Origin of the sequence: Coleofasciculus sp. G2-EDA-02 (genome assembly GCF_040226375.1) — a bacterium.
Classification (GTDB): Bacteria; Cyanobacteriota; Cyanobacteriia; order Cyanobacteriales; family Coleofasciculaceae; genus Coleofasciculus.
On sequence record NZ_JAVKEW010000050.1, the window covers coordinates 1 to 22,389 of the forward strand.

Genomic DNA, 22,389 nt, shown 5'->3' on the forward strand with positions numbered 1-22,389 from the left:
AAACCTAGACGGCTTTTAAACTATGAGCTGGCAAGCACCCATAGATTCCATGACCCCAATAACGTAGCGTTTGCTGAGACTGGCTATCCATCAATGGAATGATCGTGTTGTCCACGGTTGTCCAGTGTTAGGCGGATAGCGCCCTAGTTTATCCTGATTTTATGCCCGTCCGTTAATCATCATCGGCTATATCATCATCATCGTCGTCATCATAATCATTGTCATCTACACCCATCAGTTCCGAGATTTCCTCTTCATCATCAGGGACATCCTCCTCGCTAACATCACGCGCCAGCAAACGATTCGTCTGTTCTAACCAATCTAAAACTGAGGTTTCACGCTGAACTGGAATGATGGGAGCGAGTTGTTCACGAGACTCTTCACGCAAAGAAGGATTATACATAGGAAGCTACAGTAAGTCGATATAAATGATACCATATTTAACGGTAGATTGTCAGGACTACAGATGGTTAACAAAGCCAAATTACTAGAAGCGATCGCGGGAAAAAATCGGGGGTTATTGGCAACGGAAACAGAAAAAACAGCGATTTTGGCAGCCGTTGCCCAATTAGAAGACCGCAACCCCACGCCACGTCCTCTCGAAGCGCCGGATTTGCTCGAAGGGAACTGGCGATTACTCTACACAACCAGTAGCGATTTGTTAAACTTGGGTCGGTTTCCCCTGTGGCAATTGGGTCAAATTTACCAATGTATTCGCACCGCCGACGCGAAGATTTATAACATTGCCGAGGTTTCTAGTTTGCCTTATCTGGAAGGAATTGTCAGTGTAGGAGCGCGGTTTGAACCTGTTTCCGAACGCCGAGTTAATGTCAATTTTAATCGGTCTGTTGTCGGATTACAGCGCTTAATCAAGTATCAATCTCCCACTAATTTTATCCAGCAAATTGAAACGGGAAAAAAATTCACTGCTCTTGATTTTAACATTCAAAGTCGAGAGCAACGGGGCTGGTTGGAGACTACCTATCTAGACGAAAATCTCCGGATTGGACGAGGGAATAAAGATAGTGTATTTGTCCTCACCAAACCATGAATGCTGATCAATCTACGGTTTCCCTGACTCGCTTATCCCAAGGACAGCTCAATCTTCTAGAAACCTGTCCTCGTAAATTTCAACTGATGTATGTGGATCAGTTCGGAAGTCCTGTTTCACCGGAACAACAAGAACGTCTGACGTGGGGAAGTTACTTTCACCTGTTGATGCAACAACGAGAACTCGGATTACCGATAGACTCGTTGCTGAAGGATAATCCCCAACTCAATCATTGGGTTACGGCGTTAATGGATGCAGCACCCGATGTATTTACCCGCAATTCTCAAACCTTTCGGGATGCTGAACATTGTCGCACATTAAAGGTTCAAGGCTATTTACTAACGGTTATTTACGACTTATTTATTGAAGAGGAAAAAAGCGCCCAAATTCTCGACTGGAAAACTTATCCTCTACCAACAAATCGTCATCGATTAGCCAAAGATTGGCAAACTCGCTTATACCGATATGTTTTGCTTCAAACTAGTGATTATTTGCCTGAGCAGATTTCTATGACGTATTGGTTTGTGAAGTCTAAACCCCGCCCCCAATGTCTTACTTTTGCCTACGATAGAGTGCAACATGAAAAAACACAAGCAGATTTAACCGAGTTGCTCACTCGCTTATCAGGATGGTTACACCGCTATCAAAATGATCATATCCCGTTTCCCCAAGTGCCAATATCGGCGGGTAAATGCGATAACTGTAGCTTTGTGATACGCTGTCAGCGAACTGGGGACAGTGCGGTTGGTGATAATGATTTATTACCCAATTTGGCTGATATTGAGGAAGTATCCATTTAAGTTTAATGGCACTGACTTAAAGTTGGTGGGCAATGCCCACCCTACGCTATATCTGCTTCCGCTACATCAACGGTGATTCCGGATAGTCGTTCGTTGATTAGTAGGTATAAACGTAAAGCCCTCTAACTTGACGAAGTATTGGGGTTTGAAGACTAGCGTAACTAAGGATGATCTAATGGTGCAGGATCTAATGAGTTAAAGGATTGTAATCACTCTCTTTGAGAAATAAATAAGTATTGCATCTCGTCCAAATAATCATTAAACCAGGATTCAACTTCTACCTATTTCTATCCAGCTCTAAGTTTTTATAGAGGCTGGAATAAAGCTGTTTGTGAATTGGTAAGGGTTATAAGTTCAATGATTACAACCAACATTTGGCTGGTCTTTAGTTTTTACCTGGTTTATGTAATAATTAGCATTCCACTCTTTTTTATGACATCTGGCGGCTGGATGTCAATCTTTTTCTACATCGCCTTTACGGGATTGTTCTACATAGCGACGACAATTTTTTTGTTTTTTAGTGCGACTGCCCGGACTGCAAAGAGACGAATGAAGGTGAAAATAAAGGGAAACTTTCTAATCAGAATTATTGCGCTGCAAACTTTTGTTATTCTGTTTAATTATGGAACCTGCGGCGATAATATTTGTTATCAAGGGTTCTTGCCAAGTCTTTTGGAGGAAACAAATTTTCCAGTAATTTTCACACCGCCATTTGTGGTCGTTTTGTTTGCCCTTTTGTTGTATTTGGGGTTTTTGTCAATGTTTTTATTGGATGTGGCTTAAGGGAACAGGGAACAGGGAGAAAATGAGAAATTTTTCATGGTATAATAGTTAGCCTGAGTTCATGGAAAATTGACAATAAAGAGATGAAAGGAGGAATCGGACAGTTGAGGAATAGCTTACTGTCTTTATTCCTGAAGTCAAACTGTCCATTATGCGATCGCGCCACTGATGCTGAATTGTGCCAATACTGTCAGCGTCAGTTACAACGCTGTCAACTGAAGCATCCGAGTCAATTCTGGCAAGGGGAGTTACCGATATTTGTCTGGGGAGATTATGGCGGCGCTCTCAAACGTGCGATCGCGGCGCTAAAATATGAGAATCACACTCAGCTAGCCCGTCCCCTGGGATTTTGGTTGGGTGAGGCTTGGCTAAAATCGGCGGCGGCGCAGCAGACTAAAAAATTAACCGTGATTCCGATTCCCATTCACCCCAGCAAGCGACAACAACGGGGGTTTAATCAAGCTGAACTCCTTGCCCAGAGTTTTTGTCAATTTACAGGGTATAATTATCAGCCCCACGGTTTAGAACGTGTTCGCGAGACTCAAGCCCAGTTTGGCTTATCGGCAAAGGAGCGATCGCAAAATCTCACGGAGGCTTTTGCCGTGGGTAAGCGCTTTGGCAAACGTCCACCCCATTCACCTGTACTGATTTTAGACGATATTTACACCACAGGCGCAACAGCCCGTTCAGCCACGCAAGTGTTACGCCAGCAAGGAATCACGGTTTATGGTATTGTGGCAATCGCCTCTTCTAAACAGGGACGATAGAGATGCAGATGCATTCGTAGGGGCTCTCGCATTCGCGCCCAAATTGATCGGTTTTCTACCCAAGTTTCAACGCGAATGCTTCGCCCAACCCCCGAATTCGCGCTTCGCCCAACCCCCGGTTCGCTGCGTAAGTCCTGTGTATGATGTCCTGATAATTCTGAGACGTTTGAGTCAAATTGTTAACAGAATTGATTAAATGTGACATTGAGTTAAACTCTGTTGAGAGTAGCTTTTTTGAGTTGGTTTTTCCGGTAGACTGAGTAAAATTGACCCGATCACTAATCACTAATATATGATTAAGGTGCATCAACCATGGGTACACCAACTTACGTCGCCCAGTTAATTTTAGAGATTGAAGGGCAGCCAGCGCCCCCAAGTTTAATGGAAGATATTCTGGAAGTTTGCGTGGAAGAAAGCCTGCATCTACCTGGAATGTTCACCCTGGTAATCAATAATCCCTATTTTCCCGGTAGCCGTACCGATCAAACTTGGCAGCACCAAGACTTATTTGCTTTTGGCAAGTGGGTGAAAATTGGATTTATTTCCAGTACCGCCGCCACCCCTGAGTTTGCTCAACAGAAGCAGGGATATGTGCTGGAAGGGGAAATTACCGCCATGGAAACCCATTTTAGCGACACTTCCCAAGCACCGATAATTATTCGCGGTTATGATGTCTCTCACCGCCTACACCGAGGGCGCTATAACCGCTCGTTTCAAAATATGACCGATAGCGATATTATTAAGAAAGTTGCTGGTGAAGTCGGTATCCAATTGGGGACGATTGATGAGAGTGGTATTCCCCATGACTATGTATTTCAGGAAAATCAAACGAATATCGAGTTTTTCCAGGAACGAGCCGCACGATTGGGTTTTGAACTGTTTGTTCAAGATGGGAAACTTTACTTCCGTAAACCTCAAGTGAGTAAACGATTAAGTCTGAAATGGTTAAAACAGATTCACCAATTTCAGGTGCGGGTGACAAGTCGGGAACAGGTGAGTGAGGTGGAAGTTAGGGGATGGGATTATCGCCAGAAGCAGGCAATTGTCTCTACAGCCACAGCCCCCCAGGTTTTGACTCAAACGGATTTTGGTCAGGGGTGTAAAACGAGTCAGACATTTCATGGTCAGCCACCGCATCCTAAGATGATTGTAGTCGATCAGCCGATGTTTCAGGCGAAAGAGGCAGAGGTTATGGCACAAGCTATCTGTGATCAACTGGCTGGGGAATTTGTCCAGGCTGATGCTAGAGGAGAAGGCAATCCAGAAATTCGACCTGGACGAGTGGTGCAACTGGAGGGAATGGGTAAATATAGTGGCGAGTATTATATTACCGAAACCCGGCATTTGTTCCAAGACCGGGTGTACATCACAGAATTTACTGTGAGCAGTCTACGGGGTGAAAATCTTTGTACCTTACTCTCACCTCGAACTCACCTGCAACCGGGACAAACGTTGTTGGTGGGTACGGTGACGAATAATCAGGACCCGGAAAATATGGGGCGGGTGCGGGTAAAGTTTCCCACGTTGACGGAGGAACATGAAAGTAATTGGGCAAGAGTGGTGGGACATGGTATTGGCAATAATCGCGGTAATGATTGTCTCCCAGAAGTGAATGATGAAGTGGTTGTGGGATTTGAACATGGGGATATCCATCGCCCTTATGTATTAGGTGGGGTATGGAATGGCAAAGATCAACCGCCAGAACATATTAATGATACGGTGAGCAATGGTAATGTGCGTTTGCGGACATTTGCTACTCCCAGTGGGCATCAGCTACAGTTTGCCGAATCACCAAAAGGTGGGGTGAATGCGGGAATTTCGCTGCAAAGTTCAGGGGGTAATCGTTTTGCCATGGATGATACGGCGAAGAAAATGGAAAGTGCCACCCCAGGGGGATGCAAGGTGTCTCTTGATGATCCGTCGCAATCGGTGGCAATGGATGCCGTAAAGAGCATCATCATAGGCAAGGTTACTAACTTTATCTTAGGTAAGGCGGGAAAGCTGATTAGTTTCTTCTCGCCCGGTTTAATCCGTCTTATTGCGATGGATGTTACAGTAGAAACGCTTTCAGGTAGTCATTGGGTTCGTTTGTCTGATAAGGATAATAGTATTACGCTCAAGTCTAAGGGCAAGATCAAGATAGAGGCAGCAGAGGGTATTGAGATGCTTTCTCCTAGTGATATTGTTGTGAAAAGTGGTGGTAACATTTACCTGAATCGCAGCTAGTGGAGGATATTGTTTATGCCACGGCAAGTATGTTCCGGTGCAATTTTGAGATGCAGTCTTGGTAGTAACCCAAGTTTTTTGACAGTCCAGCCTCATAATCGGGTAATCGCCAAAAATCCGGCAGCAAATATCCACGATAACAAACCAGGAGTGAATTTCCAGCCTTTTGGTGCATGTGCTAGTGTGGGACTATGTGTGCCAGTTACTCCAAACCCGTGGAAGCTAGGGGGAAAACCGGTTAAAGTCGGCGGTGGCAAGATACTAACTCTTACTGAAAAATGCACATTAAGTTGTCAAATTGGAGGGGTGATCAAAGTAATTGACCCTGGACAAAGCTGTGTCTGTATTGACCAAGATATCAAGAGTGTTTCACACAATAAAACGCCTTGCACAGGCAATGAAAAAACAACAATAGAAGGATATGAAGGAATTGATAGTTACACAGGCGATTTGCCGTCTCCTCTACAAGTAATGTGGTACGCTCGTGAAGGAAATGAATTGTTAAAATCTTATTACCCCGATTCGGAAATTCGTTCCTGGATTAGAGATGCTGCTGACTATCACGGAATACCTCATGTTTTGATGGCTGTTATATTACAGCAAGAAAATGCTCCAAGTGTTCCAAAGTGGCGACAATTTCTCCAGTTTGGAGAACGGACAGTGACAACATTTTCAGCTATAGTTGACGAACACTTATTTGGCATAGTTCCTGATCAAATTTCTGGAGGTTCGAGTGGTTTCGCTAATATGTCTCGTGCTACCCTTAGAGATGCTGCCCAGTACACAGAGCAAAATTACGGCAAAAATCCGTTACCTGAGGATATCCGGTATAGATTATTAGGATGGGATCAAGATACCCGTATTCCAGGCGACGATTACAAAGCAGACCTCTATTACAGTGCTGCACACTTACGTCAACTAATAGACAGAGAAACAGGAAGTCGTTGTCACAGCGGAGCGTTAACCCCAGAGCAGCTTAGAAGCGTTATAGCTGCCTATAATGGTACTGGTCCACTAGCGGAAAAGTATGCTGACGATGCTATGGAACTACTCAACAATGCGGCTAATGGTAATGCCACTCTCTATTTTTATGAAAAATAAATTAGGCGGGTGGGTCTTTATCTGTATATTGTTAGGAATTATTCTTTTATCCAGGGGAAGATACCTTTGGGTTAATTTATGGTTTAAACTTATAGAACCTGAATATGTTATTCCAGAAGAATCATCAATATTTGACTTTAAACCAAATGTAATGAATCCGGGATCGGGAGATTGGTGGGTTTATGGAGAAGACTCTAAAAACTATTACTATTTTACGGGTAGTGAAGATAATCCTTATATTTTAATTGAAAAATCTATTGATTGTCCAAATTTTGATCCACTTAATTATAAATCTTGGTGTAACACCAATCTTAATAAATATCAAATACAAATCCGTCCATAGGGAGTAAGTTAAGTAAATGGGTTTGGTAAAGATACTGAATTGGTGATGTATCGGTAATAACTTCAGGCATTAGCTAAATCTTCCGCTAGTTCTGATTCAGTTAAGCGAAAAGTATCAACACCGAATTCAGCAAGTTTGGCTAAAAATACGACTCGTGGAATTCTGGCTAGATTCGCGGCGGCTCCAGAAGAAAGTCGCCCTAATTCATAAAGCTTAACGGCGGCGGCTAAAAGGATCTCACGATCGAGGTTTTCAGGAGTTAGCTTCAGTGCCTGTACTGTTTCTTCAGATACGGACAGCGTAATTTCATACATAGCCAAATTCAAATTCAACCTTCTCTCATTGTAGTTGTCGGGTAGACAGTCGATTTGTAGGGGCGCACGGCGTGCGCCCTTTAACGTTAACGTTGTGCGATCTTTAACGTTGTGTGTCTTTCATGTCGAGCTTGATGGGTGCATATTGGGATTTATCGCCGCACACTGGGAATGGGCGCATACCATGCGCCCCTACGAGCGGGATGGTTCCATTAAGCAAGTTTGGATGAAAATACGACTGCCTAATAAACTTTTGTAACAAAGCCTTGACGCTGGAGCATCCATCCTTCAATGTGCTAAGATAATCCAAATTAAACCAAAAACTCTTAGCGCCACTCAAAGCTGTTCCCGCAGCTCTGAGCAGCTAACCGAAGTACGCCACCAAGTCGCTACATTTCTTAACATTCCCCTCCAGCAAATCGATCGCGTCGAATGCTGGCAACACCAAATCTGGGTCAAGTTGGTGGAATCTCGTGCTATCTTTGTCAGTTATCGCAACTTGCCCTTGTGGATTGAGGCGGGATTAGCCGCGATTGGGCGCTGTACATCTCGTTCCCAGTTGGATGAATTAGGCGAAATTTTCCGCCGTGAACGTGATTGGTATGATCAGCATGAGCAACCCGAAGCCGTGCAACCCTGGCGTCAGGCGTGGGCAAAACAGGCTGAATACCTGAGAAACGAGGAAGAACGCCTGAAACCTATTCGCGCCCATCAGCAAGCCGGACAGGATTGGTATGGGGCTTGGAAACGGGTACTCTATTGTTGCCGAGAGTTTAGCCGACTTCAGGGATTAGCCAGGGAAATAAATCAACAAAGCCAGGATTTTCAGGATTTACCTGAGATTATCCAAAAGATGCAGCAGTTGTGGCATCAGCGCTGGCAAGACTTATCGGGTGCGATCGCCTAAACTGAACTACATATAGGGTTTAATTGGATGATGTATCCTTATATGTGGGGTAGCCAGGGTCAATCTGGATGAATCGGGAATGCTATTAGACCCATCAGCTTACCATGAAGGTGAGCGATCGCGCCCCTTAACTGAATCCTTATCTGTGTAAGTTCTATGTCCTTCGTCGGTCTACATATTCACAGTGACTACAGCTTACTTGATGGCGCGTCCCAGCTACCGCAATTAGTGGATCGGGCGGTGGAATTGGGTATGAGTGCGATCGCACTGACGGATCATGGGGTAATGTACGGCGCGATCGAGTTGATTAAAGTCTGTCGGGGGAAAGGGATTAAGCCGATTATCGGCAATGAAATGTATGTGATTAATGGGGATATTCAGGATAAGACGACGCGACCTCGCAAATATCATCAAGTTGTCTTAGCTAAAAATACCCAAGGCTATAAAAATTTAGTTAAACTGACAACGATTTCTCATCTGAAAGGACTGCAAGGAAAAGGGGTTTGCCAGCGTCCTTGTATTAACAAAGAATTACTTAAACAGTACAGCGATGGATTAATCGTCACCAGTGCTTGTTTAGGTGGAGAAGTTCCCCAAGCGATTCTCAAAGGTGATGTACAACACGCCCGAAAAATCGCCCAATGGTATAAAGAGGTTTTTGGGGACGATTATTATCTAGAAATTCAAGATCATGGATCTGTTGAAGACCGGATTGTTAACGTAGAAATCGTTAAAATTGCCCGTGAGTTAGAGATTAAAATTGTTGCGACGAATGACTCCCATTTTATCTCTTGCTACGATGTCGAAGCCCACGACGCATTACTCTGCATTCAGACGAGTAAATTAATTGCAGAAGACAAGCGGATGCGCTACTCCGGCACCGAGTATCTCAAGTCCGCAGAGGAGATGGCACAGCTATTTCGAGATCATTTACCCTTCGGAGTGATCCAAGAGGCGATCGCGAATACTCTGGAGGTAGCTGAAAAGGTTAAACGTTACGACATTATGGGGGAACCGCGCATCCCCGATTACCCGGTTCCCCAGGGTCACAGCGCCGATAGTTACTTAGAAGAAGTCACTTGGAATGGACTATTAAATCGCATGGGATGCCGTTCTCGCAGTGACATTGATCCCGTCTATAAAGAACGGCTGGAATATGAGCTGAAAATGATGCAACAGATGGGATTTTCCACCTATTTTCTAGTCGTGTGGGATTATATTAAATATGCCAGAGATCAGAAAATTCCCGTGGGTCCGGGACGGGGTTCAGCCGCGGGTTCTTTAGTTGCCTATTCCCTGAGAATTACTAATATTGATCCAGTGCATCATGGGCTTTTGTTTGAGCGCTTTCTCAATCCAGAACGGAAGTCTATGCCGGATATTGATACCGATTTCTGTATTGAACGCCGGGATGAGGTGATTGAGTATGTCACCCAGAAATATGGGGCAGATCGGGTGGCACAAATTATTACATTTAACCGGATGACCTCGAAAGCCGTATTAAAAGATGTCGCCAGGGTTTTGGGTGTTCCTTATGGGGAATCGGATCGGATGGCGAAAATGATTCCAGTTTCACGGGGAAAACCTACGAAGTTAAAGGTAATGATTTCTGAGGACACACCCTCACCAGAGTTTAGAGATGCTTACTTAAATAACCCCGAAGTGCAGCGCTGGCTGGATATGGCAATTCGGATTGAAGGAACCAATAAAACCTTTGGCGTTCACGCGGCGGGGGTGGTGATTTCTGCCGAACCTTTAGATGAAATTGTTCCCTTGCAGGTGAATAATGAAGGGGCAGTGATTACCCAGTATTTTATGGAAGACTTAGAATCTCTGGGACTGTTGAAGATGGATTTTCTAGGTCTTAAAAATTTAACCACGATTCAAAAAGCGGCGGAATTGATTCGCAAAAATAAAGATCTCACCTTAGATCTCGATCACTTACCCCTGGCTGAACGGAAGGCGTTTCAGATTTTGGCAAAGGGGAAATTGAATAAAATCCCGGATGATATAAAACTGACCTATCAGCTTTTAGAGAAAGGCGAGTTAGAGGGAATTTTTCAGTTAGAATCCTCTGGGATGCGCCAGGTGGTGCGGGAGCTAAAACCGTCGAGTATTGAAGATATTTCTTCGATTTTGGCATTGTATCGCCCCGGACCTTTGGATGCGGGTCTGATCCCTAAATTTATTAACCGGAAACACGGGAAAGAAAAGGTTGAGTACCAACATCCGCTATTAGAGCCAATCCTAAAAGAAACCTATGGTACGCTTTGTTATCAAGAGCAGATCATGAAAATGGCTCAGGATTTGGCGGGGTATTCCCTGGGTCAAGCGGATTTGCTAAGGCGTGCCATGGGAAAGAAGAAAGTTTCAGAAATGCAAAAACATCGAGACATTTTTATCGATGGTGCGGCGAAGAATGGTGTGGCGAAGCGAATTGCGGAAGAGTTATTCGAGCAGATGATACTATTTGCTGAATATTGCTTGAGTTATGACACGCAGATTCTCACGGTTGAATATGGCGCTGTGGCGATTGGGGAAATAGTCGAAAAGGGAATTGATTGTACGGTTTATAGTGTGGATGAGCATGGCTATGTTTACACCCAACCCATTGTACAATGGCATAATCGTGGCGAACAAGAGGTGTTTGAATATCTGTTAGAGGATGGTTCGACAATTCGGGCGACAAAAGACCATAAGTTTATGACAGATAAGGGTCAAATGTTACCGATTGATCAGATATTTGAGCAAGGATTGGAGTTGAAGCAGGTGGAGGTATTGCAACCGGTTTTTTAAGAAAGGAAAAGGTAGAAGTTTGACTTAGGAGGAATGGCTCAACTCCAACTGATGACTCCCCAAGACTATCTGGAATGGGAAGAGCAACAACCTATAAAATACGAATATATCAACGGGGAAGTTTATGCCATGACAGGCGGGACTATCCCCCACAATGACATTGCCTTAAACCTTGCCTCTGCCTTTAAAAACCATCTGAGAGGGAAAGGCTGTAAAGTCCAAATAGCGGATGCTAAAGTCGGGATTTCAACCAAAGGTCCCTTTCACTATCCCGATGTCATGGTTAGTTGTGATCTACGCGATCAAAAAGCCAGAAAAATTATCTATCATCCTTGTTTAATCGTAGAAGTTTTATCGCCCAGTACAGAAGCGTTTGATCGAGGTAAAAAATTCAAACATTATCGTCGGATTGAAACCCTAAAAGAATATATTCTCATCGACTCTGAAAAAATGAGTATCGAGTGCTATCGCCTTAATGAAAGAAACAAATGGGAACTGACCTCTTATTCTCTTGAGGAAGCCGCAGATACTCAATCGGAATTGAATGTTGAATTTACCAGCATTAATTTCCAGTGTTCTATCTCTTTGGTTTATGAAGATGTAGTCTTTCCTGAAGAAAGTATAGAGTGAACAGTATATCCAAGCTCGATTCCCGACTTCTCTAATAAGTTATCGATTAAATCAATCTAGAAGTGCCAAGTTAGGGACAATCGCGATTAGAAATAGTTCTATCGGGTAAAGTGGTATTACAGAATACTGCACCGGTTAAATCAGCATCTTGTAGGTTAGCACGACTCAGGTCAACATCCCAGAGGTTGGCTTCGCGCAAATCAGCATCAGTTAAAAAGCTATTACTCAAATTAGCACCTCTGAGGTAAGCGCCATTTAAATTTGCATTATTAAGTCGGGCATTACTCAGGTTAGCGTCTCTGAGATTAGCGGCTTGCAGATTAGCACCATTGAGTCGAGCATTATCCAGATTAGCACCTCTGAGATCAGCGCCTCTGAGTTCGGCTAAGGTGAGAATCGATTGAGACAGATTGGCTTCACTCAAGTTGGCTAAACTTAACCGTGTTTGGGTTAAGTTCGCACCAATGAGAGTAGCATTACTTAAGTTAGCCGCTTTGAAGTTGGCTTCTCTGAGATCTGCACCCCTGAGATCTGCACCACCCAAAAAGGCGCGAGTTAGATCAGCATTTTTTAAGTCAGCGTTACTGAGATTGGCATTAATCAGGTCAGCATATTTGAGGTTAGCATCACTGAGAGTCGTTTGGGTGAGGTTAGCTTGACTCAAGTCAGCGTATGTCAAAATACTTTGACTCAGGTTACTATTACTCAGATCGGCATTTGTCAAGTCACAGGTAGAACATTCGCCAGTCTCTTGTAACTGTTTCAGATGGTCAGGATTTTCCGCGTTTAGGGGAGTGGCTGACAAAAAGGGCGTTAGGAGTAAGAAGATCGGCAGAATGTTGAGTTTCATCTGATTGGTGATTAGGGATTCTTCCATGACACAACCACAAACCCAAGCCTATAGGTATTTTTCGGTAATCTGGGCAGAAGCGATCGCAAAAATTCAGCAATTTCACTGATTCTAACTCCTAGAGTAACGGATTATGCTTAAAAAGCAAGGACAAGGAAGCAAACTCTCAGTTTTAGATGCAGTTACCTGGTAGCTATCTTTAGCTGCCAGGATTTTCCTTTAGATTGCTTAATTTTTTAGACGCCTTGGTTCTGTGGGAGCGGGTAAGTCTCTTCCTTTGAAGAATTATCCCGGCTCAAAAATCCCTATCAAGACTGAGGCGATCGCTAATTGTTATCGGTCAAAATAAAGCTAATTACTGAGAACTCACAGTTAGTCTACTCCTCTAGACTTATGCCTAAAGATACTTACCAACAATCACTCGAAGCTGCTACCGCCAGATATCACTCTTTATTATGCCAAAGCTATAGTCAACTCAGTTTGGAGGACAAAATCTTTCTTGAAAATTTCCGCTATTACAAACAAATGTCCTTGAATCAGGTGGTTCAAGCCTTAGACGCTCAACTGAGGCAGATTCAAGGTAAGGATTATTGGAGTACCCGTCAAAATACTAAGCTATTTAATTTTAGTATCGACCGATAAGCTCCGAAAAAATATTATTTGATACAAGGGTTGGGGGAGAGGGCGACAGAGCAAATTGAGTAGATTGGTGTTTTTAATTAGGCTAAGCGGGTCGCCCCTAAAGTTTATTGTTTAGGGTGAGCTATTTATTTTCCAGCAATGTTATGGTATTACCCGCTCATCCGCCTAGGAATCAATTCCCAGGCTCATAGCCAAAGTCGTCTGAAGACGACTCAGTAATAATACCAGCTCATCCCGATTATCAGGATATAATTACATTTAGAAGAATGATGATGTATTATTCAGTCCGTTTTAACGGACTTTAACTATGAGCCTTGAAATTGATTTCAAGGCGGTGTGACAGCGTGGTAATAAATCCAATCAATATATTATCATTCGTGGAAATTTATTCCCGGTGCTGGGGAAGGGTGAGCCATTTATTTTCCAGCAATATTATGGTATAACCCGCTCATCCGCCTGGGAATCAATTCCCAGGCTCATAGCCAAAGTCGTCTGAAGACGACTCAGCAATAATACCAGCTCATCCTGATTATCAGGATATAATTACATTTAGAAGAATGATGATGTATTATTCAGTCCGTTTAAACGGACTTTAACTATGAGCCTTGAAATTGATTTCAAGGCGGTGTGGCAGCGTGGTAATAAGTGCCAATCAATATGTTAACGTGGCGAAAATTAATTGAAGATGGTGTAACAGCGTAACGATAAGCTTAATCAATATGTTAACGGCATGTAAATTAATTGAAGATGGTTGATTATCAGGATATAATTATATTTAGAAGAATGATGATTTATTATTCAGTCCGTTTTAACGGACTTTAACTATGAGCCTTGAAATTGATTTCAAGGCGGTGTAACCGCGTGGTAATAAGTGCCAATCAAGATTTAACGGGATGGAAATTAATTGAAGATGGTGTGACAGCGTGGTAATAAGCTCCAATCAATATGTTAACGGTATGGAAATTAATTGAAGATGGTGTGACATCATGGCAATAAATCCAATCAATATGTTAACGGGATGTAAATTAATTGAAGATGGTGTAACAGCATGGCAATAAATTCAATCAAGATGTTATCATGGTTGGAAATTTATTCCCGGTGCTGGGGAAGGGTGAGCCCTTTATTTTCCAGCAATATTATGGTATAACCCGCTCATCCGCCTGGGAATCAATTCCCAGGCTCATAGCCAAAGTCGTCTGAAGACGACTCAGCAATACGATAACTTAATCCCAATTATCAAGATATAAATTTATGGCGCTTTGGCGGCTTTACTATCATCTCGTCTGGGCGACAAAAGAACGCCAACCGTTGATTGTTCCTGCACGAGAACCCGGATTATACAGCTATATTATCGGTAAAGCTGATTCGCGAGGTTGCATTATTCACGCCATTGGGGGTATAGAAGATCATCTCCATCTAGTGACATCTATCCCGCCAAGCCTTGCGATCGCGGATTTTGTCAAATACATTAAAGGAAGTAGCGCCCATCAGTTTAACCAAGATTCACCTCCCACATCAGCCAAGTTTGGTTGGCAGCGCGGATATGGTGTTTTTTCCCTGGGAGGCAAACAACTTGATGCAGCAATTGCCTACGTGAGTCAACAAAAGCAGCATCATTCCCAAGGCACGGTAATCCCATCCTTGGAACGAGATAATTATGAAGATGACGCTCCCACATCCCGACGAGGTATGATAGGGAACCAAAATTAACTCCTGATGTGGCGTTTAAGTTGACAAATTCAATTAAATTAAAGCTTTTGCCGCTGAAAATTTTGATTGGGGAATGTCATAAGGACGATAGTATATGTCAACAATTTTAGCCAAATCAGCTAAAGTATAATGTGTGTCAAACAAGGATAACTTTAGGCAATGAAAAAAGGTAATATCCATCGTCAACCCCAATTGTTGACAAAAATTTTCCGAAAGTCTACTCCCATTACCTCTATACCGCAGATTTCTAGCGGCAAACAGTTGTTTTAAAACAACGAGTTTTTGGAACAAAACCTCGATAATACTGGCGGGCAACTGCAACCCCGTCATCTCTCGTGTGGGAATAGGCACATTCTGGTCAAATCTAAATTGAGCGTCTGTGAGTTGACAGACTAAACACAGTTGCTGTATCACCTGGACTTGGAACAAATGTTCGAGCTGCTCACCCCGCAACGCTCCTTGATGCCTCAGATACAATCCCAGAGGTTGATCCTCTGGACACAACTGAGCCAGTTTCGTGATCACACGGTTACTCACCCACTCATATTGCTGGATCAGTGAGAGTAACCCTTGATTGTTCAACTGGTTCGCGGCGGCGACAAACTGCCCATTCTCCACCCAAATATAGTAAGACGAGGCAGCTCCTGATTCCGATCGCGATCGCAGCCATAGTAAGCCACTTTTATTCCCCTGATCGATAAATCGAAAAATTTCCGGCACAGAAAAATCAGAAAGAAACCCTGTAATGGACATCGCTGGTGAATTGAACCCCTACAACTATTGTCTCGATTAACGGTTAAACTAAGTCGCGATCGCCTGCGTTCGGTCAGATCACGATTTATAATGAGTGGGTGTTGTTGTTGGCGATCTGGCTGTAGTGACCAAAACTCCCCTTCCTAATTCCCGCTCCTCTACCGAAGTAGTACACGAACAACCGGATGCCTTAGGGCGTTTTGGCAAATTTGGCGGCAAGTATGTGCCGGAAACCCTAATGCCTGCACTGTTCGAGTTAGAGCAGTCGTTTAAACAGTACCGCAACCACCCAGATTTTCAGCAGGAATTGCAACAGTTATTGCATGATTATGTCGGGCGTCCTAGTCCTCTATATTTTGCTGAACGGTTAACCGCCCACTATGCCCGCCCCGATGGCGGTGGAGCGCAAATTTATTTGAAACGGGAAGACTTAAATCATACCGGCGCTCACAAGATCAATAATGCCCTAGCCCAGGTCTTATTAGCCAAGCGGATGGGCAAAAAGCGGATTATAGCAGAAACCGGGGCAGGTCAACATGGTGTGGCAACGGCAACGGTTTGTGCTCGGTTCGGCTTGGAATGCATTATCTATATGGGTGTTCAGGATATGGAACGCCAATCCCTAAATGTGTTTCGGATGCGGCTAATGGGTGCTAAAGTTCAACCCGTGGCGGCGGGAACGGGTACGCTTAAGGATGCCACCTCGGAAGCGATTCGCGACTGGGTAACTAATGTGGAGACGACCCATTACATCCTCGGTTCTGTCGCAGGTCCTCATCCATATCCCATGCTCGTGCGTGACTTCCAGGCGATTATTGGTCAAGAAACTCGCACTCAATGTCAAGAAAAATGGGGCGGTTTACCTGATATTTTGTTGGCTTGTGTGGGTGGGGGTTCCAATGCAATGGGACTGTTCCACGAATTTGTCAACGACGAGAGCGTGCGCTTAATTGGTGTTGAAGCCGCCGGGGAAGGTGTAACCTCTCAAAAGCACGCCGCTACCCTAACATCAGGACGTCCGGGTGTGCTGCACGGAGCAATGAGCTATTTACTCCAAGATACTGACGGTCAAGTGGTGGAAGCCCACTCGATTAGTGCGGGACTCGATTATCCTGGTGTTGGACCCGAACACAGTTATTTGAAAGATAGTGGTCGGGCAGAATACTATAGTGTTACCGACAAAGAGGCGATCGCAGCTTTTCGCCAGTTATCGGAACTCGAAGGAATTATCCCCGCCCTGGAAACCGCCCACGCGATCGCATATTTAGAAACTCTCTGTTCTCAAGTTCAGGGTAGCCCGAAAATAGTGATTAACTGTTCCGGTCGCGGTGATAAAGATGTACAAACCGTTGGCAAGTTCATTCAGTTAGACTCACAGGATTAAACGGTGCGGTCAAAGTCTCTTTTGGTCATTAGTGGATTACTGCTGCTAAAGTTAGGACTCAGTAGCTGTGATTTGGCGTTGAGTTTCAAGACAACCCCCCTGAATCAATCCGAATCTCCTACAACGATTTCTCAACAGTCAAATGACGGTGAATTCACCAATTGGGAAGAATCGGTGCATCAACAGATTAATCAATATCGCCGTTCCCAAAAACTGCCACCGTTAACCTTAGACTCTAACATTAGCAAGCAAGCCAGACTCCACAGTCAGGCAATGGCAACCGGGCGTCTACCCTTAAGTCATGGGGGATTTGAAGAACGAGTCCGCGCGATCGCTCAATCTATTCCCTATCGCCAAGCGGCTGAAAATGTTGCCTATAACCAGGGCTATTCAGACCCCGCCACCCAAGCTGTGCAAGGTTGGCTAAAAAGCCCAGGACATCTAAAAAATATTGAAGGGGATTTTGATGTAACCGGGATTGGCGTAAGTAAAAATGCCAAGGGAGACTATTACTTTACCCAAATTTTCATCAAACGGCAGTAGTTTGTCATTTGTTATTTGCTGGTTATTTTTTCATCATTCATCCTTTATCACTCAGATAACCTATGACTAAACCCCCCATCGAGAAAGAATTGGCGGAATTTCAAGTTTGCGATCGCGACCTTCCCGACGCCCTGCTCAAGACCTATCTAAACGCCGAAGCGATTGCCGTTGATACAGAAACCATGGGGCTGATCTATCAGCGCGATCGCTTGTGTCTGGTGCAACTGTGTGACCCCGAAGACCGAGTTACGGTGATCCGCATTGATAAAAAACAAACTGAAGCCCCCAACCTGAAGCAGTTGCTGGAAGCCCAAACGGTCTTAAAAGTCTTTCACTTTGCCCGTTTCGATCTAGCCATATTACGCCAAAATCTGGACATCTACGTCCAGCCTGTATTTTGTACAAAAATTGCCAGTAAACTTGCCCGTACCTATACCAACCGCCACGGACTTAAAGATTTAGTCCTGGATCTCGAACAGGTGGAACTGGATAAAAGTTCCCAGAGTTCAGATTGGGGGAATCCCAATAACCTTTCCGATGAACAACTCCGGTATGCGGCGAATGATGTACGTTATTTGCTGTCTGTGCGACAGAAACTGATTGCTATGTTGCAACGAGAAGATCGTTGGCAACTTGCCCAAGAGTGCTTTGATGCCTTATCAGTGATGGTGTCTTTGGATTTGCTCCTCTATCGAGATATCTTTGAACATTAAGACAACCTATCGTAACCTGGGAGGGTGGATGAACCGAATTCCAGCAAGAGTGATACCTGCTAGGATAAAAAAAGGAAGTGCCAATAATATTGCTAGATTTACAAGTTTCCTATGCCCATGACCGCTCAAGTTATTGTCGAAAAGAAAAAATTAGACAACCCTCCTCTAGAGATTCACTATCTGGGCGATCGCGTTCTGCGTCAACCAGCTAAGCGGGTTGCCAAAGTAGACCAAAGTATCCGACAGTTAGCTCATCAGATGCTGCAAACCATGTATAGTGCAGATGGCATTGGCTTGGCAGCACCACAGGTCGGGGTAAATAAACAAATCATTGTCATCGACTGCGAACCGGATAACCCAGAAAATCCCCCCTTGATTCTAATTAACCCCACGATTAAGCGCTTTGGTGCGAGTGTATGTGACGCTCAAGAAGGGTGTTTAAGTATTCCTGGCGTCTACTTAGATGTCAAACGCCCGGTAGAGGTGGAAGTTACCTACAAAGATGAGAATGGACGCCCGAAAACCTTAAAGGCGGATGGTCTGCTTTCTCGCGCCATTCAACATGAAATGGATCACCTGACTGGGGTTATGTTTGTGGATCGGGTGGAAAATGGATTGGTTTTAGCAGAAGAACTGCAAAAGTATGGCTTTTCTACCCAAGCTGTCAAACCTTTTCATGGCTAGGAAATCTCAGAGTAACCGTGCCAATGCCTTGTCCATGGATTGATCCATGGACATTTTAGTATCCTGCGTTAGATCTAATCCAATGACACCAAAAAGTGGTTTATTTTTGATGGGTTCCTGTATTACCGCAATTGCGGCTGTTGGCTCAATTTTTGAACTCTCTTCAGGAACACCTCAGTTAGGTGTATCAGTCACGGAAATTATCCTGGCGGGTAGTATTCCCTTGAGTGGCTTTTTGTTCTACGCCGCTGTTCGCGATGCGAAGGCAAATCAGTAGAACGTTGTCTCCCTAGGGTTTGGCGTCCGTTGTCCTTTAGAATTTTAATTGTAGGGGCACGGCAGTTCCGTGCCCCTACGAGGTCTTTGGTCAACCTCTACGGAGGAATCAAACCCCATGCTAAAACACGGTTTCCAAGCTCACGGACATTACTGATGACTGGTCAACACTGCCGTGGATTTCTGCGACCTCTTGCTGTCAGAGGTACAGCTATACCACTATCTTCCTATCCCTTGTCTGAGGAGCAGGAGATAGTGATTGGGCGTGATCCAAGCTGCCAAATTGCCTTAAACCCTAATCAGTATTTAATTGTATCGCGGCGTCATGCCACGATTCGTCCCTGTTCACCCTGGAATCAGGGCTGGGAAATTTGTGATCTCAATAGTATTAATGGTACTTACATTAATGGTTATCCTTTACGGGGATGCTGTCGATTGCACGCCGGCGATCGCATTGAACTGGGTCAAGATGGTCCTCAGTTTATTTTTGAGTGCCAGTTCAGCTCGTCTGTGTCCCCAGTCTCCCCTGTTCCTTCGGGTTCATCGCTGACACCTGTCAGTGTGATCGGACATAAAACTCCCGATTCTGTTACCTTTAGCCAACTGTTTCCCCTCGCTTCAACGGGAGCCGATTTAACTCAGAAGGCGTTTCTTAGACCCGCTATTCTGACGGTGGTTTTTGTGGTATTGATGTTTATGGCTGTCGGTAAGCCAATGGTGTTTAATCTCCTATTGGCAACCTATTTAACTGGTGCCGCCTCTTACTTTGTCTACCAACTTTGTGGTAAATGTAAACCCTGGTGGGTGTTATTGGGATGTGCGATCGCGACGGGTTTAATTTTAACGAGTCCTTTGTTACCTCTATCGATTATCGTTTTTCGCGACATCTTACCGGGAAGCTTACCCCAAGAGGGGGAACTGATCAGTTTTACCGCTCTGCTGATCCGCATGTTTTTCGGGGCGGGTTTGATGGAAGAGTTACTTAAAGTCCTTCCCATTATTGGGGCGTATTTCTTGGGGAGACTCCTACGTTCTCCTTGGCGAGAACAAATTGGCGTCTGGGAACCTCTGGATGGGATTCTATTAGGTACGGCGTCAGGGGTGGGTTTTACGCTATTGGAAACTCTTGGGCAGTATGTTCCCGATATCATTGATAATGTGACCTTTCAAGCGGGTCAAGAACCGGGTCAGCTGATGGGATTGCAATTACTCATCCCCCGTCTACTGGGTTCAGTCGCCGGACATATTGCTTATAGTGGCTACTTTGGCTATTTTATCGGATTAAGTGTCCTCAAACCGCGAAAAGTTTGGCAAATTCTGGGAACGGGTTATCTGTGTGCGGCGACTCTCCACGCTCTTTGGAATGCCAGCGGGTTTGTCAGTAGTTTATTGTTAGCAGTGGTGGGGATTTTGTCCTATACCTGCTTAGCCGCCGCCATTCTCAAAGCTAGGGCAATTTCGCCGACGCGATCGCAAAACTTCGCTACCCGTTTATTTTGATCCTCTATAAAATAAAAATCCTCTGCTTACTCTAAACAAGAGAGCAGAGGATTTTTATAACGGAGCAATTGACAAAAGCAATGTTGGTTGTTCTAATCCAGAGCCAACATCGCTTTTGCCAGAAAACTGCCTGCGCTTTGATAAAACCGATCAACCTGTATCCTCAAGCGCTGACTCAACGCACTCATGCTTTGGAAAACCTTATGCACTGATGAACGATTTCTGCTTTTCTCCCTGAGAATGCAGGTTTAGTCTACTTCTGTCGTTTATTCCAAGTTCAGAGTCCAAGACTCCAGAGAACCTGAATCACCCGCAGAGCAATCATTAATAATCAGTTGCCAAGTCCCAGCAGATGAGTGTCCCTTAAACACAGACAAAGGCTGAGTTGCACAATACTCACCACTCGGAATCACAGCATGAGACCCAGCTACTGAGTCAAAACTATGGGAGAAGTTATCGTTAAAGCTGTAATCCCCATTTAGGTCGTTACTGTAGCCACTCGCCGAAAATTGAGGTTGTCCGGGGCGCCGGAATAAGTCCACCACAACCCCGGTTTCTACATGACGCAACTGGGCAATCAAGTCGCCAACCCAAGTATGTTCTAAGTGATTCAGAGTTACGGTGACGTTACTAATCGCGATATTTTCCGTCACCACAATCTCATCTTGAAAACTGGCAACTCCATCGGGAATATTGCCACCACGACCGCAGTAGGTCGAAGCGGGGGAGTTCACAGATGTGGTAATGTTAGCGTCTACAGTGGCAGTTGAGGTACGATTCATGAGCTTCGACATAGGTTAATAACTCCAAAACAGAATTAGGTTGACAAAAGGTAAAACTCCGCTAGCGATCGCGAAATTACAATGTTAAGAATATTTGCGCTCTGTTACGCATTCTTAATGCACCCCGAATTTTTTTTAATTTCGCGAACATACAATAATCTCCTCTTAATTAATAATGGCATTACTTGAGCGGTTTTATCTAGTCCTTCTGGGGATCTTTACTAAAAAAAAACAATTTAATCGATCCCAAACTGATATCTTTATTTCCTGTATTCCTTTACTGACAAGCAATTCAGCGTCAAACATTGAGCATTCTTGTCGATAAGTTTATGTTAATTTAATATAAAATTACATCCTTTATAACTTTGATTAATCTTTGGTGAGAGATTAAAAAACTTTCTCAAACAACTCGGAATTTATCCGCGTCGCTCTGACACAAACTTCAACCTACCCTTCCCGAAGGGTTGGACTGTAAATTTTGAACTCACCCCTCTGCCGCAAGATTATTAAGTTTAAACCGTTGTCTTGTAAAATTAGTTTCTTTTTCGTAAAAATTTGTTGCATCATCGGCTAAAAATTTTTTGGGCTATTAATTTAAACTACTTTCTCTTAACAGAGAAACTCTTTTATGTATGCCACCCACAGCCAGCCTAGTCATTAGAACTTCTCCGTTGTGGGAAACCCTGCGTCTTCAGACCAGGGAGGAACAAGCGGTAGCGGTTTAAGAAGCATACCCCTTTCGGGGTGGAGGGGTATGGTTGCCCCTCCGGTTTTCACCCATTTCTGGGGTAAAGTTAGCCTCGCCAAGGTTATCGGTCGGTAACTGTCCAAAAA

General features: G+C 44.2%; 23 protein-coding genes. 18 read left to right on the forward strand and 5 right to left on the reverse strand.

All coding sequences use genetic code 11. The features are described from left to right. Nucleotides 1-172: 172 nt before the first annotated feature. On the reverse strand, nucleotides 173-403 hold the full coding sequence (locus tag RLO19_RS05010) for a DUF3134 domain-containing protein (RefSeq protein ID WP_446354388.1): 231 nt from the start codon (nucleotides 401-403) through the stop codon (nucleotides 173-175). A gap of 63 nt (nucleotides 404-466) precedes the next feature. On the opposite strand from RLO19_RS05010, the gene RLO19_RS05015 reads away from it, so the two are divergent. The 7 genes from RLO19_RS05015 to RLO19_RS05045 all read left to right on the forward strand — a co-directional run bounded on the left by RLO19_RS05015 (nucleotide 467) and on the right by RLO19_RS05045 (nucleotide 7,071). Then, nucleotides 467-1,051 (forward strand): PAP/fibrillin family protein, encoded by a 585-nt coding sequence (locus RLO19_RS05015; protein ID WP_446354390.1) that lies wholly within the window; start codon nucleotides 467-469, stop codon nucleotides 1,049-1,051. After that, a complete protein-coding gene (locus RLO19_RS05020) occupies nucleotides 1,048-1,851 on the forward strand; it encodes a PD-(D/E)XK nuclease family protein (protein WP_446354392.1) in 804 nt (267 codons plus the stop codon). Before RLO19_RS05015 ends, RLO19_RS05020 begins: the two co-directional genes overlap by 4 nt. Before the next feature lie 357 nt (nucleotides 1,852-2,208). Next, nucleotides 2,209-2,634, forward strand: a complete 426-nt coding sequence (locus RLO19_RS05025; protein WP_446354396.1) for a hypothetical protein — start codon at nucleotides 2,209-2,211, stop codon at nucleotides 2,632-2,634. A gap of 83 nt (nucleotides 2,635-2,717) precedes the next feature. After that, nucleotides 2,718-3,401, forward strand: a complete 684-nt coding sequence (locus tag RLO19_RS05030; RefSeq protein WP_446354398.1) for a ComF family protein — start codon at nucleotides 2,718-2,720, stop codon at nucleotides 3,399-3,401. Nucleotides 3,402-3,713: 312 nt separating this feature from the next. Then, nucleotides 3,714-5,627: a VgrG-related protein gene (locus RLO19_RS05035; protein WP_446354400.1), complete on the forward strand. Its 1,914-nt coding sequence runs from the start codon at nucleotides 3,714-3,716 to the stop codon at nucleotides 5,625-5,627. A 15-nt stretch (nucleotides 5,628-5,642) separates the two neighbouring features. After that, nucleotides 5,643-6,728 (forward strand): DUF4280 domain-containing protein, encoded by a 1,086-nt coding sequence (locus RLO19_RS05040; RefSeq protein ID WP_446354402.1) that lies wholly within the window; start codon nucleotides 5,643-5,645, stop codon nucleotides 6,726-6,728. Continuing rightward, entirely contained in the window at nucleotides 6,718-7,071 is a 354-nt protein-coding gene (locus RLO19_RS05045; RefSeq protein WP_446354404.1) for a hypothetical protein, read from the forward strand. The genes RLO19_RS05040 and RLO19_RS05045 overlap by 11 nt, the downstream gene beginning before the upstream one ends. Before the next feature lie 62 nt (nucleotides 7,072-7,133). Here RLO19_RS05045 and RLO19_RS05050 read toward each other — a convergent pair whose 3' ends face one another. After that, nucleotides 7,134-7,385, reverse strand: coding sequence for a UPF0175 family protein (locus RLO19_RS05050; protein WP_446354406.1), 252 nt, complete (start codon nucleotides 7,383-7,385; stop codon nucleotides 7,134-7,136). A gap of 463 nt (nucleotides 7,386-7,848) precedes the next feature. Here RLO19_RS05050 and RLO19_RS05055 point away from each other — a divergent pair, with 463 nt between their 5' ends. The 3 genes from RLO19_RS05055 to RLO19_RS05065 all read left to right on the forward strand — a co-directional run bounded on the left by RLO19_RS05055 (nucleotide 7,849) and on the right by RLO19_RS05065 (nucleotide 11,718). Continuing rightward, a complete protein-coding gene (locus tag RLO19_RS05055) occupies nucleotides 7,849-8,292 on the forward strand; it encodes a hypothetical protein (protein WP_446354408.1) in 444 nt (147 codons plus the stop codon). 156 nt (nucleotides 8,293-8,448) lie between these two features. Next, nucleotides 8,449-11,088, forward strand: a complete 2,640-nt coding sequence (locus RLO19_RS05060; protein WP_446354410.1) for a DNA polymerase III subunit alpha — start codon at nucleotides 8,449-8,451, stop codon at nucleotides 11,086-11,088. A 33-nt stretch (nucleotides 11,089-11,121) separates the two neighbouring features. Beyond that, entirely contained in the window at nucleotides 11,122-11,718 is a 597-nt protein-coding gene (locus RLO19_RS05065) for a Uma2 family endonuclease (protein WP_446354412.1), read from the forward strand. A 70-nt stretch (nucleotides 11,719-11,788) separates the two neighbouring features. Here RLO19_RS05065 and RLO19_RS05070 read toward each other — a convergent pair whose 3' ends face one another. Further along, complete coding sequence (locus RLO19_RS05070; RefSeq protein ID WP_446354414.1) at nucleotides 11,789-12,595, reverse strand: pentapeptide repeat-containing protein; 807 nt, start codon at nucleotides 12,593-12,595, stop codon at nucleotides 11,789-11,791. A gap of 366 nt (nucleotides 12,596-12,961) precedes the next feature. On the opposite strand from RLO19_RS05070, the gene RLO19_RS05075 reads away from it, so the two are divergent. Together RLO19_RS05075 and tnpA are read left to right on the forward strand one after the other, a co-directional pair. After that, the gene (locus tag RLO19_RS05075) at nucleotides 12,962-13,210 is read left to right on the forward strand and encodes a hypothetical protein (RefSeq protein WP_446354416.1); all 249 of its coding nucleotides are present in this window, start codon (nucleotides 12,962-12,964) and stop codon (nucleotides 13,208-13,210) included. A gap of 1,251 nt (nucleotides 13,211-14,461) precedes the next feature. Next, nucleotides 14,462-14,920: an IS200/IS605 family transposase gene (gene tnpA, locus RLO19_RS05080; RefSeq protein WP_446354418.1), complete on the forward strand. Its 459-nt coding sequence runs from the start codon at nucleotides 14,462-14,464 to the stop codon at nucleotides 14,918-14,920. Nucleotides 14,921-14,953: 33 nt separating this feature from the next. Here tnpA and RLO19_RS05085 read toward each other — a convergent pair whose 3' ends face one another. After that, a complete protein-coding gene (locus tag RLO19_RS05085; protein ID WP_446354420.1) occupies nucleotides 14,954-15,673 on the reverse strand; it encodes a DUF4388 domain-containing protein in 720 nt (239 codons plus the stop codon). Nucleotides 15,674-15,797: 124 nt separating this feature from the next. Between RLO19_RS05085 and trpB the strand changes: the two genes are divergently transcribed. From trpB to RLO19_RS05115, 6 genes are all read left to right on the forward strand, one after another. After that, nucleotides 15,798-17,057: a tryptophan synthase subunit beta gene (trpB, locus tag RLO19_RS05090; protein WP_446354430.1), complete on the forward strand. Its 1,260-nt coding sequence runs from the start codon at nucleotides 15,798-15,800 to the stop codon at nucleotides 17,055-17,057. 3 nt (nucleotides 17,058-17,060) lie between these two features. After that, nucleotides 17,061-17,600: a CAP domain-containing protein gene (locus RLO19_RS05095; RefSeq protein WP_446354422.1), complete on the forward strand. Its 540-nt coding sequence runs from the start codon at nucleotides 17,061-17,063 to the stop codon at nucleotides 17,598-17,600. Nucleotides 17,601-17,662: 62 nt separating this feature from the next. Then, the gene (locus RLO19_RS05100) at nucleotides 17,663-18,313 is read left to right on the forward strand and encodes a ribonuclease H-like domain-containing protein (RefSeq protein WP_446354424.1); all 651 of its coding nucleotides are present in this window, start codon (nucleotides 17,663-17,665) and stop codon (nucleotides 18,311-18,313) included. 117 nt (nucleotides 18,314-18,430) lie between these two features. Continuing rightward, nucleotides 18,431-18,997, forward strand: a complete 567-nt coding sequence (def, locus tag RLO19_RS05105; RefSeq protein WP_446354432.1) for a peptide deformylase — start codon at nucleotides 18,431-18,433, stop codon at nucleotides 18,995-18,997. Nucleotides 18,998-19,079: 82 nt separating this feature from the next. Beyond that, entirely contained in the window at nucleotides 19,080-19,274 is a 195-nt protein-coding gene (locus tag RLO19_RS05110; RefSeq protein ID WP_446335442.1) for a hypothetical protein, read from the forward strand. Nucleotides 19,275-19,429: 155 nt separating this feature from the next. After that, nucleotides 19,430-20,773 (forward strand): PrsW family glutamic-type intramembrane protease, encoded by a 1,344-nt coding sequence (locus RLO19_RS05115; RefSeq protein WP_446354426.1) that lies wholly within the window; start codon nucleotides 19,430-19,432, stop codon nucleotides 20,771-20,773. Nucleotides 20,774-21,039: 266 nt separating this feature from the next. Here the strand turns inward: RLO19_RS05115 and RLO19_RS05120 are convergent, their stop codons facing one another. Further along, a complete protein-coding gene (locus RLO19_RS05120) occupies nucleotides 21,040-21,567 on the reverse strand; it encodes a proprotein convertase P-domain-containing protein (RefSeq protein WP_446354428.1) in 528 nt (175 codons plus the stop codon). Between the last annotated feature and the right edge of the window lie 822 nt (nucleotides 21,568-22,389).

Excerpts from the sequence above, each read along its gene's own strand:
- RLO19_RS05010 (WP_446354388.1), bottom strand. The coding sequence starts at position 403 with ATGTATAATCCTTCTTTGCGTGAAGAGTCTCGTGAACAACTCGCTCCC.
- RLO19_RS05015 (WP_446354390.1), top strand. The coding sequence starts at position 467 with ATGGTTAACAAAGCCAAATTACTAGAAGCGATCGCGGGAAAAAATCGG.
- RLO19_RS05020 (WP_446354392.1), top strand. The coding sequence starts at position 1,048 with ATGAATGCTGATCAATCTACGGTTTCCCTGACTCGCTTATCCCAAGGA.
- RLO19_RS05025 (WP_446354396.1), top strand. The coding sequence starts at position 2,209 with ATGATTACAACCAACATTTGGCTGGTCTTTAGTTTTTACCTGGTTTAT.
- RLO19_RS05030 (WP_446354398.1), top strand. The coding sequence starts at position 2,718 with ATGAAAGGAGGAATCGGACAGTTGAGGAATAGCTTACTGTCTTTATTC.
- RLO19_RS05035 (WP_446354400.1), top strand. The coding sequence starts at position 3,714 with ATGGGTACACCAACTTACGTCGCCCAGTTAATTTTAGAGATTGAAGGG.
- RLO19_RS05040 (WP_446354402.1), top strand. The coding sequence starts at position 5,643 with ATGCCACGGCAAGTATGTTCCGGTGCAATTTTGAGATGCAGTCTTGGT.
- RLO19_RS05045 (WP_446354404.1), top strand. The coding sequence starts at position 6,718 with ATGAAAAATAAATTAGGCGGGTGGGTCTTTATCTGTATATTGTTAGGA.
- RLO19_RS05050 (WP_446354406.1), bottom strand. The coding sequence starts at position 7,385 with ATGTATGAAATTACGCTGTCCGTATCTGAAGAAACAGTACAGGCACTG.
- RLO19_RS05060 (WP_446354410.1), top strand. The coding sequence starts at position 8,449 with ATGTCCTTCGTCGGTCTACATATTCACAGTGACTACAGCTTACTTGAT.
- RLO19_RS05065 (WP_446354412.1), top strand. The coding sequence starts at position 11,122 with ATGGCTCAACTCCAACTGATGACTCCCCAAGACTATCTGGAATGGGAA.
- RLO19_RS05070 (WP_446354414.1), bottom strand. The coding sequence starts at position 12,595 with ATGGAAGAATCCCTAATCACCAATCAGATGAAACTCAACATTCTGCCG.
- RLO19_RS05075 (WP_446354416.1), top strand. The coding sequence starts at position 12,962 with ATGCCTAAAGATACTTACCAACAATCACTCGAAGCTGCTACCGCCAGA.
- tnpA (WP_446354418.1), top strand. The coding sequence starts at position 14,462 with ATGGCGCTTTGGCGGCTTTACTATCATCTCGTCTGGGCGACAAAAGAA.
- RLO19_RS05085 (WP_446354420.1), bottom strand. The coding sequence starts at position 15,673 with ATGTCCATTACAGGGTTTCTTTCTGATTTTTCTGTGCCGGAAATTTTT.
- RLO19_RS05100 (WP_446354424.1), top strand. The coding sequence starts at position 17,663 with ATGACTAAACCCCCCATCGAGAAAGAATTGGCGGAATTTCAAGTTTGC.
- def (WP_446354432.1), top strand. The coding sequence starts at position 18,431 with ATGACCGCTCAAGTTATTGTCGAAAAGAAAAAATTAGACAACCCTCCT.
- RLO19_RS05110 (WP_446335442.1), top strand. The coding sequence starts at position 19,080 with ATGACACCAAAAAGTGGTTTATTTTTGATGGGTTCCTGTATTACCGCA.
- RLO19_RS05115 (WP_446354426.1), top strand. The coding sequence starts at position 19,430 with ATGACTGGTCAACACTGCCGTGGATTTCTGCGACCTCTTGCTGTCAGA.
- RLO19_RS05120 (WP_446354428.1), bottom strand. The coding sequence starts at position 21,567 with ATGTCGAAGCTCATGAATCGTACCTCAACTGCCACTGTAGACGCTAAC.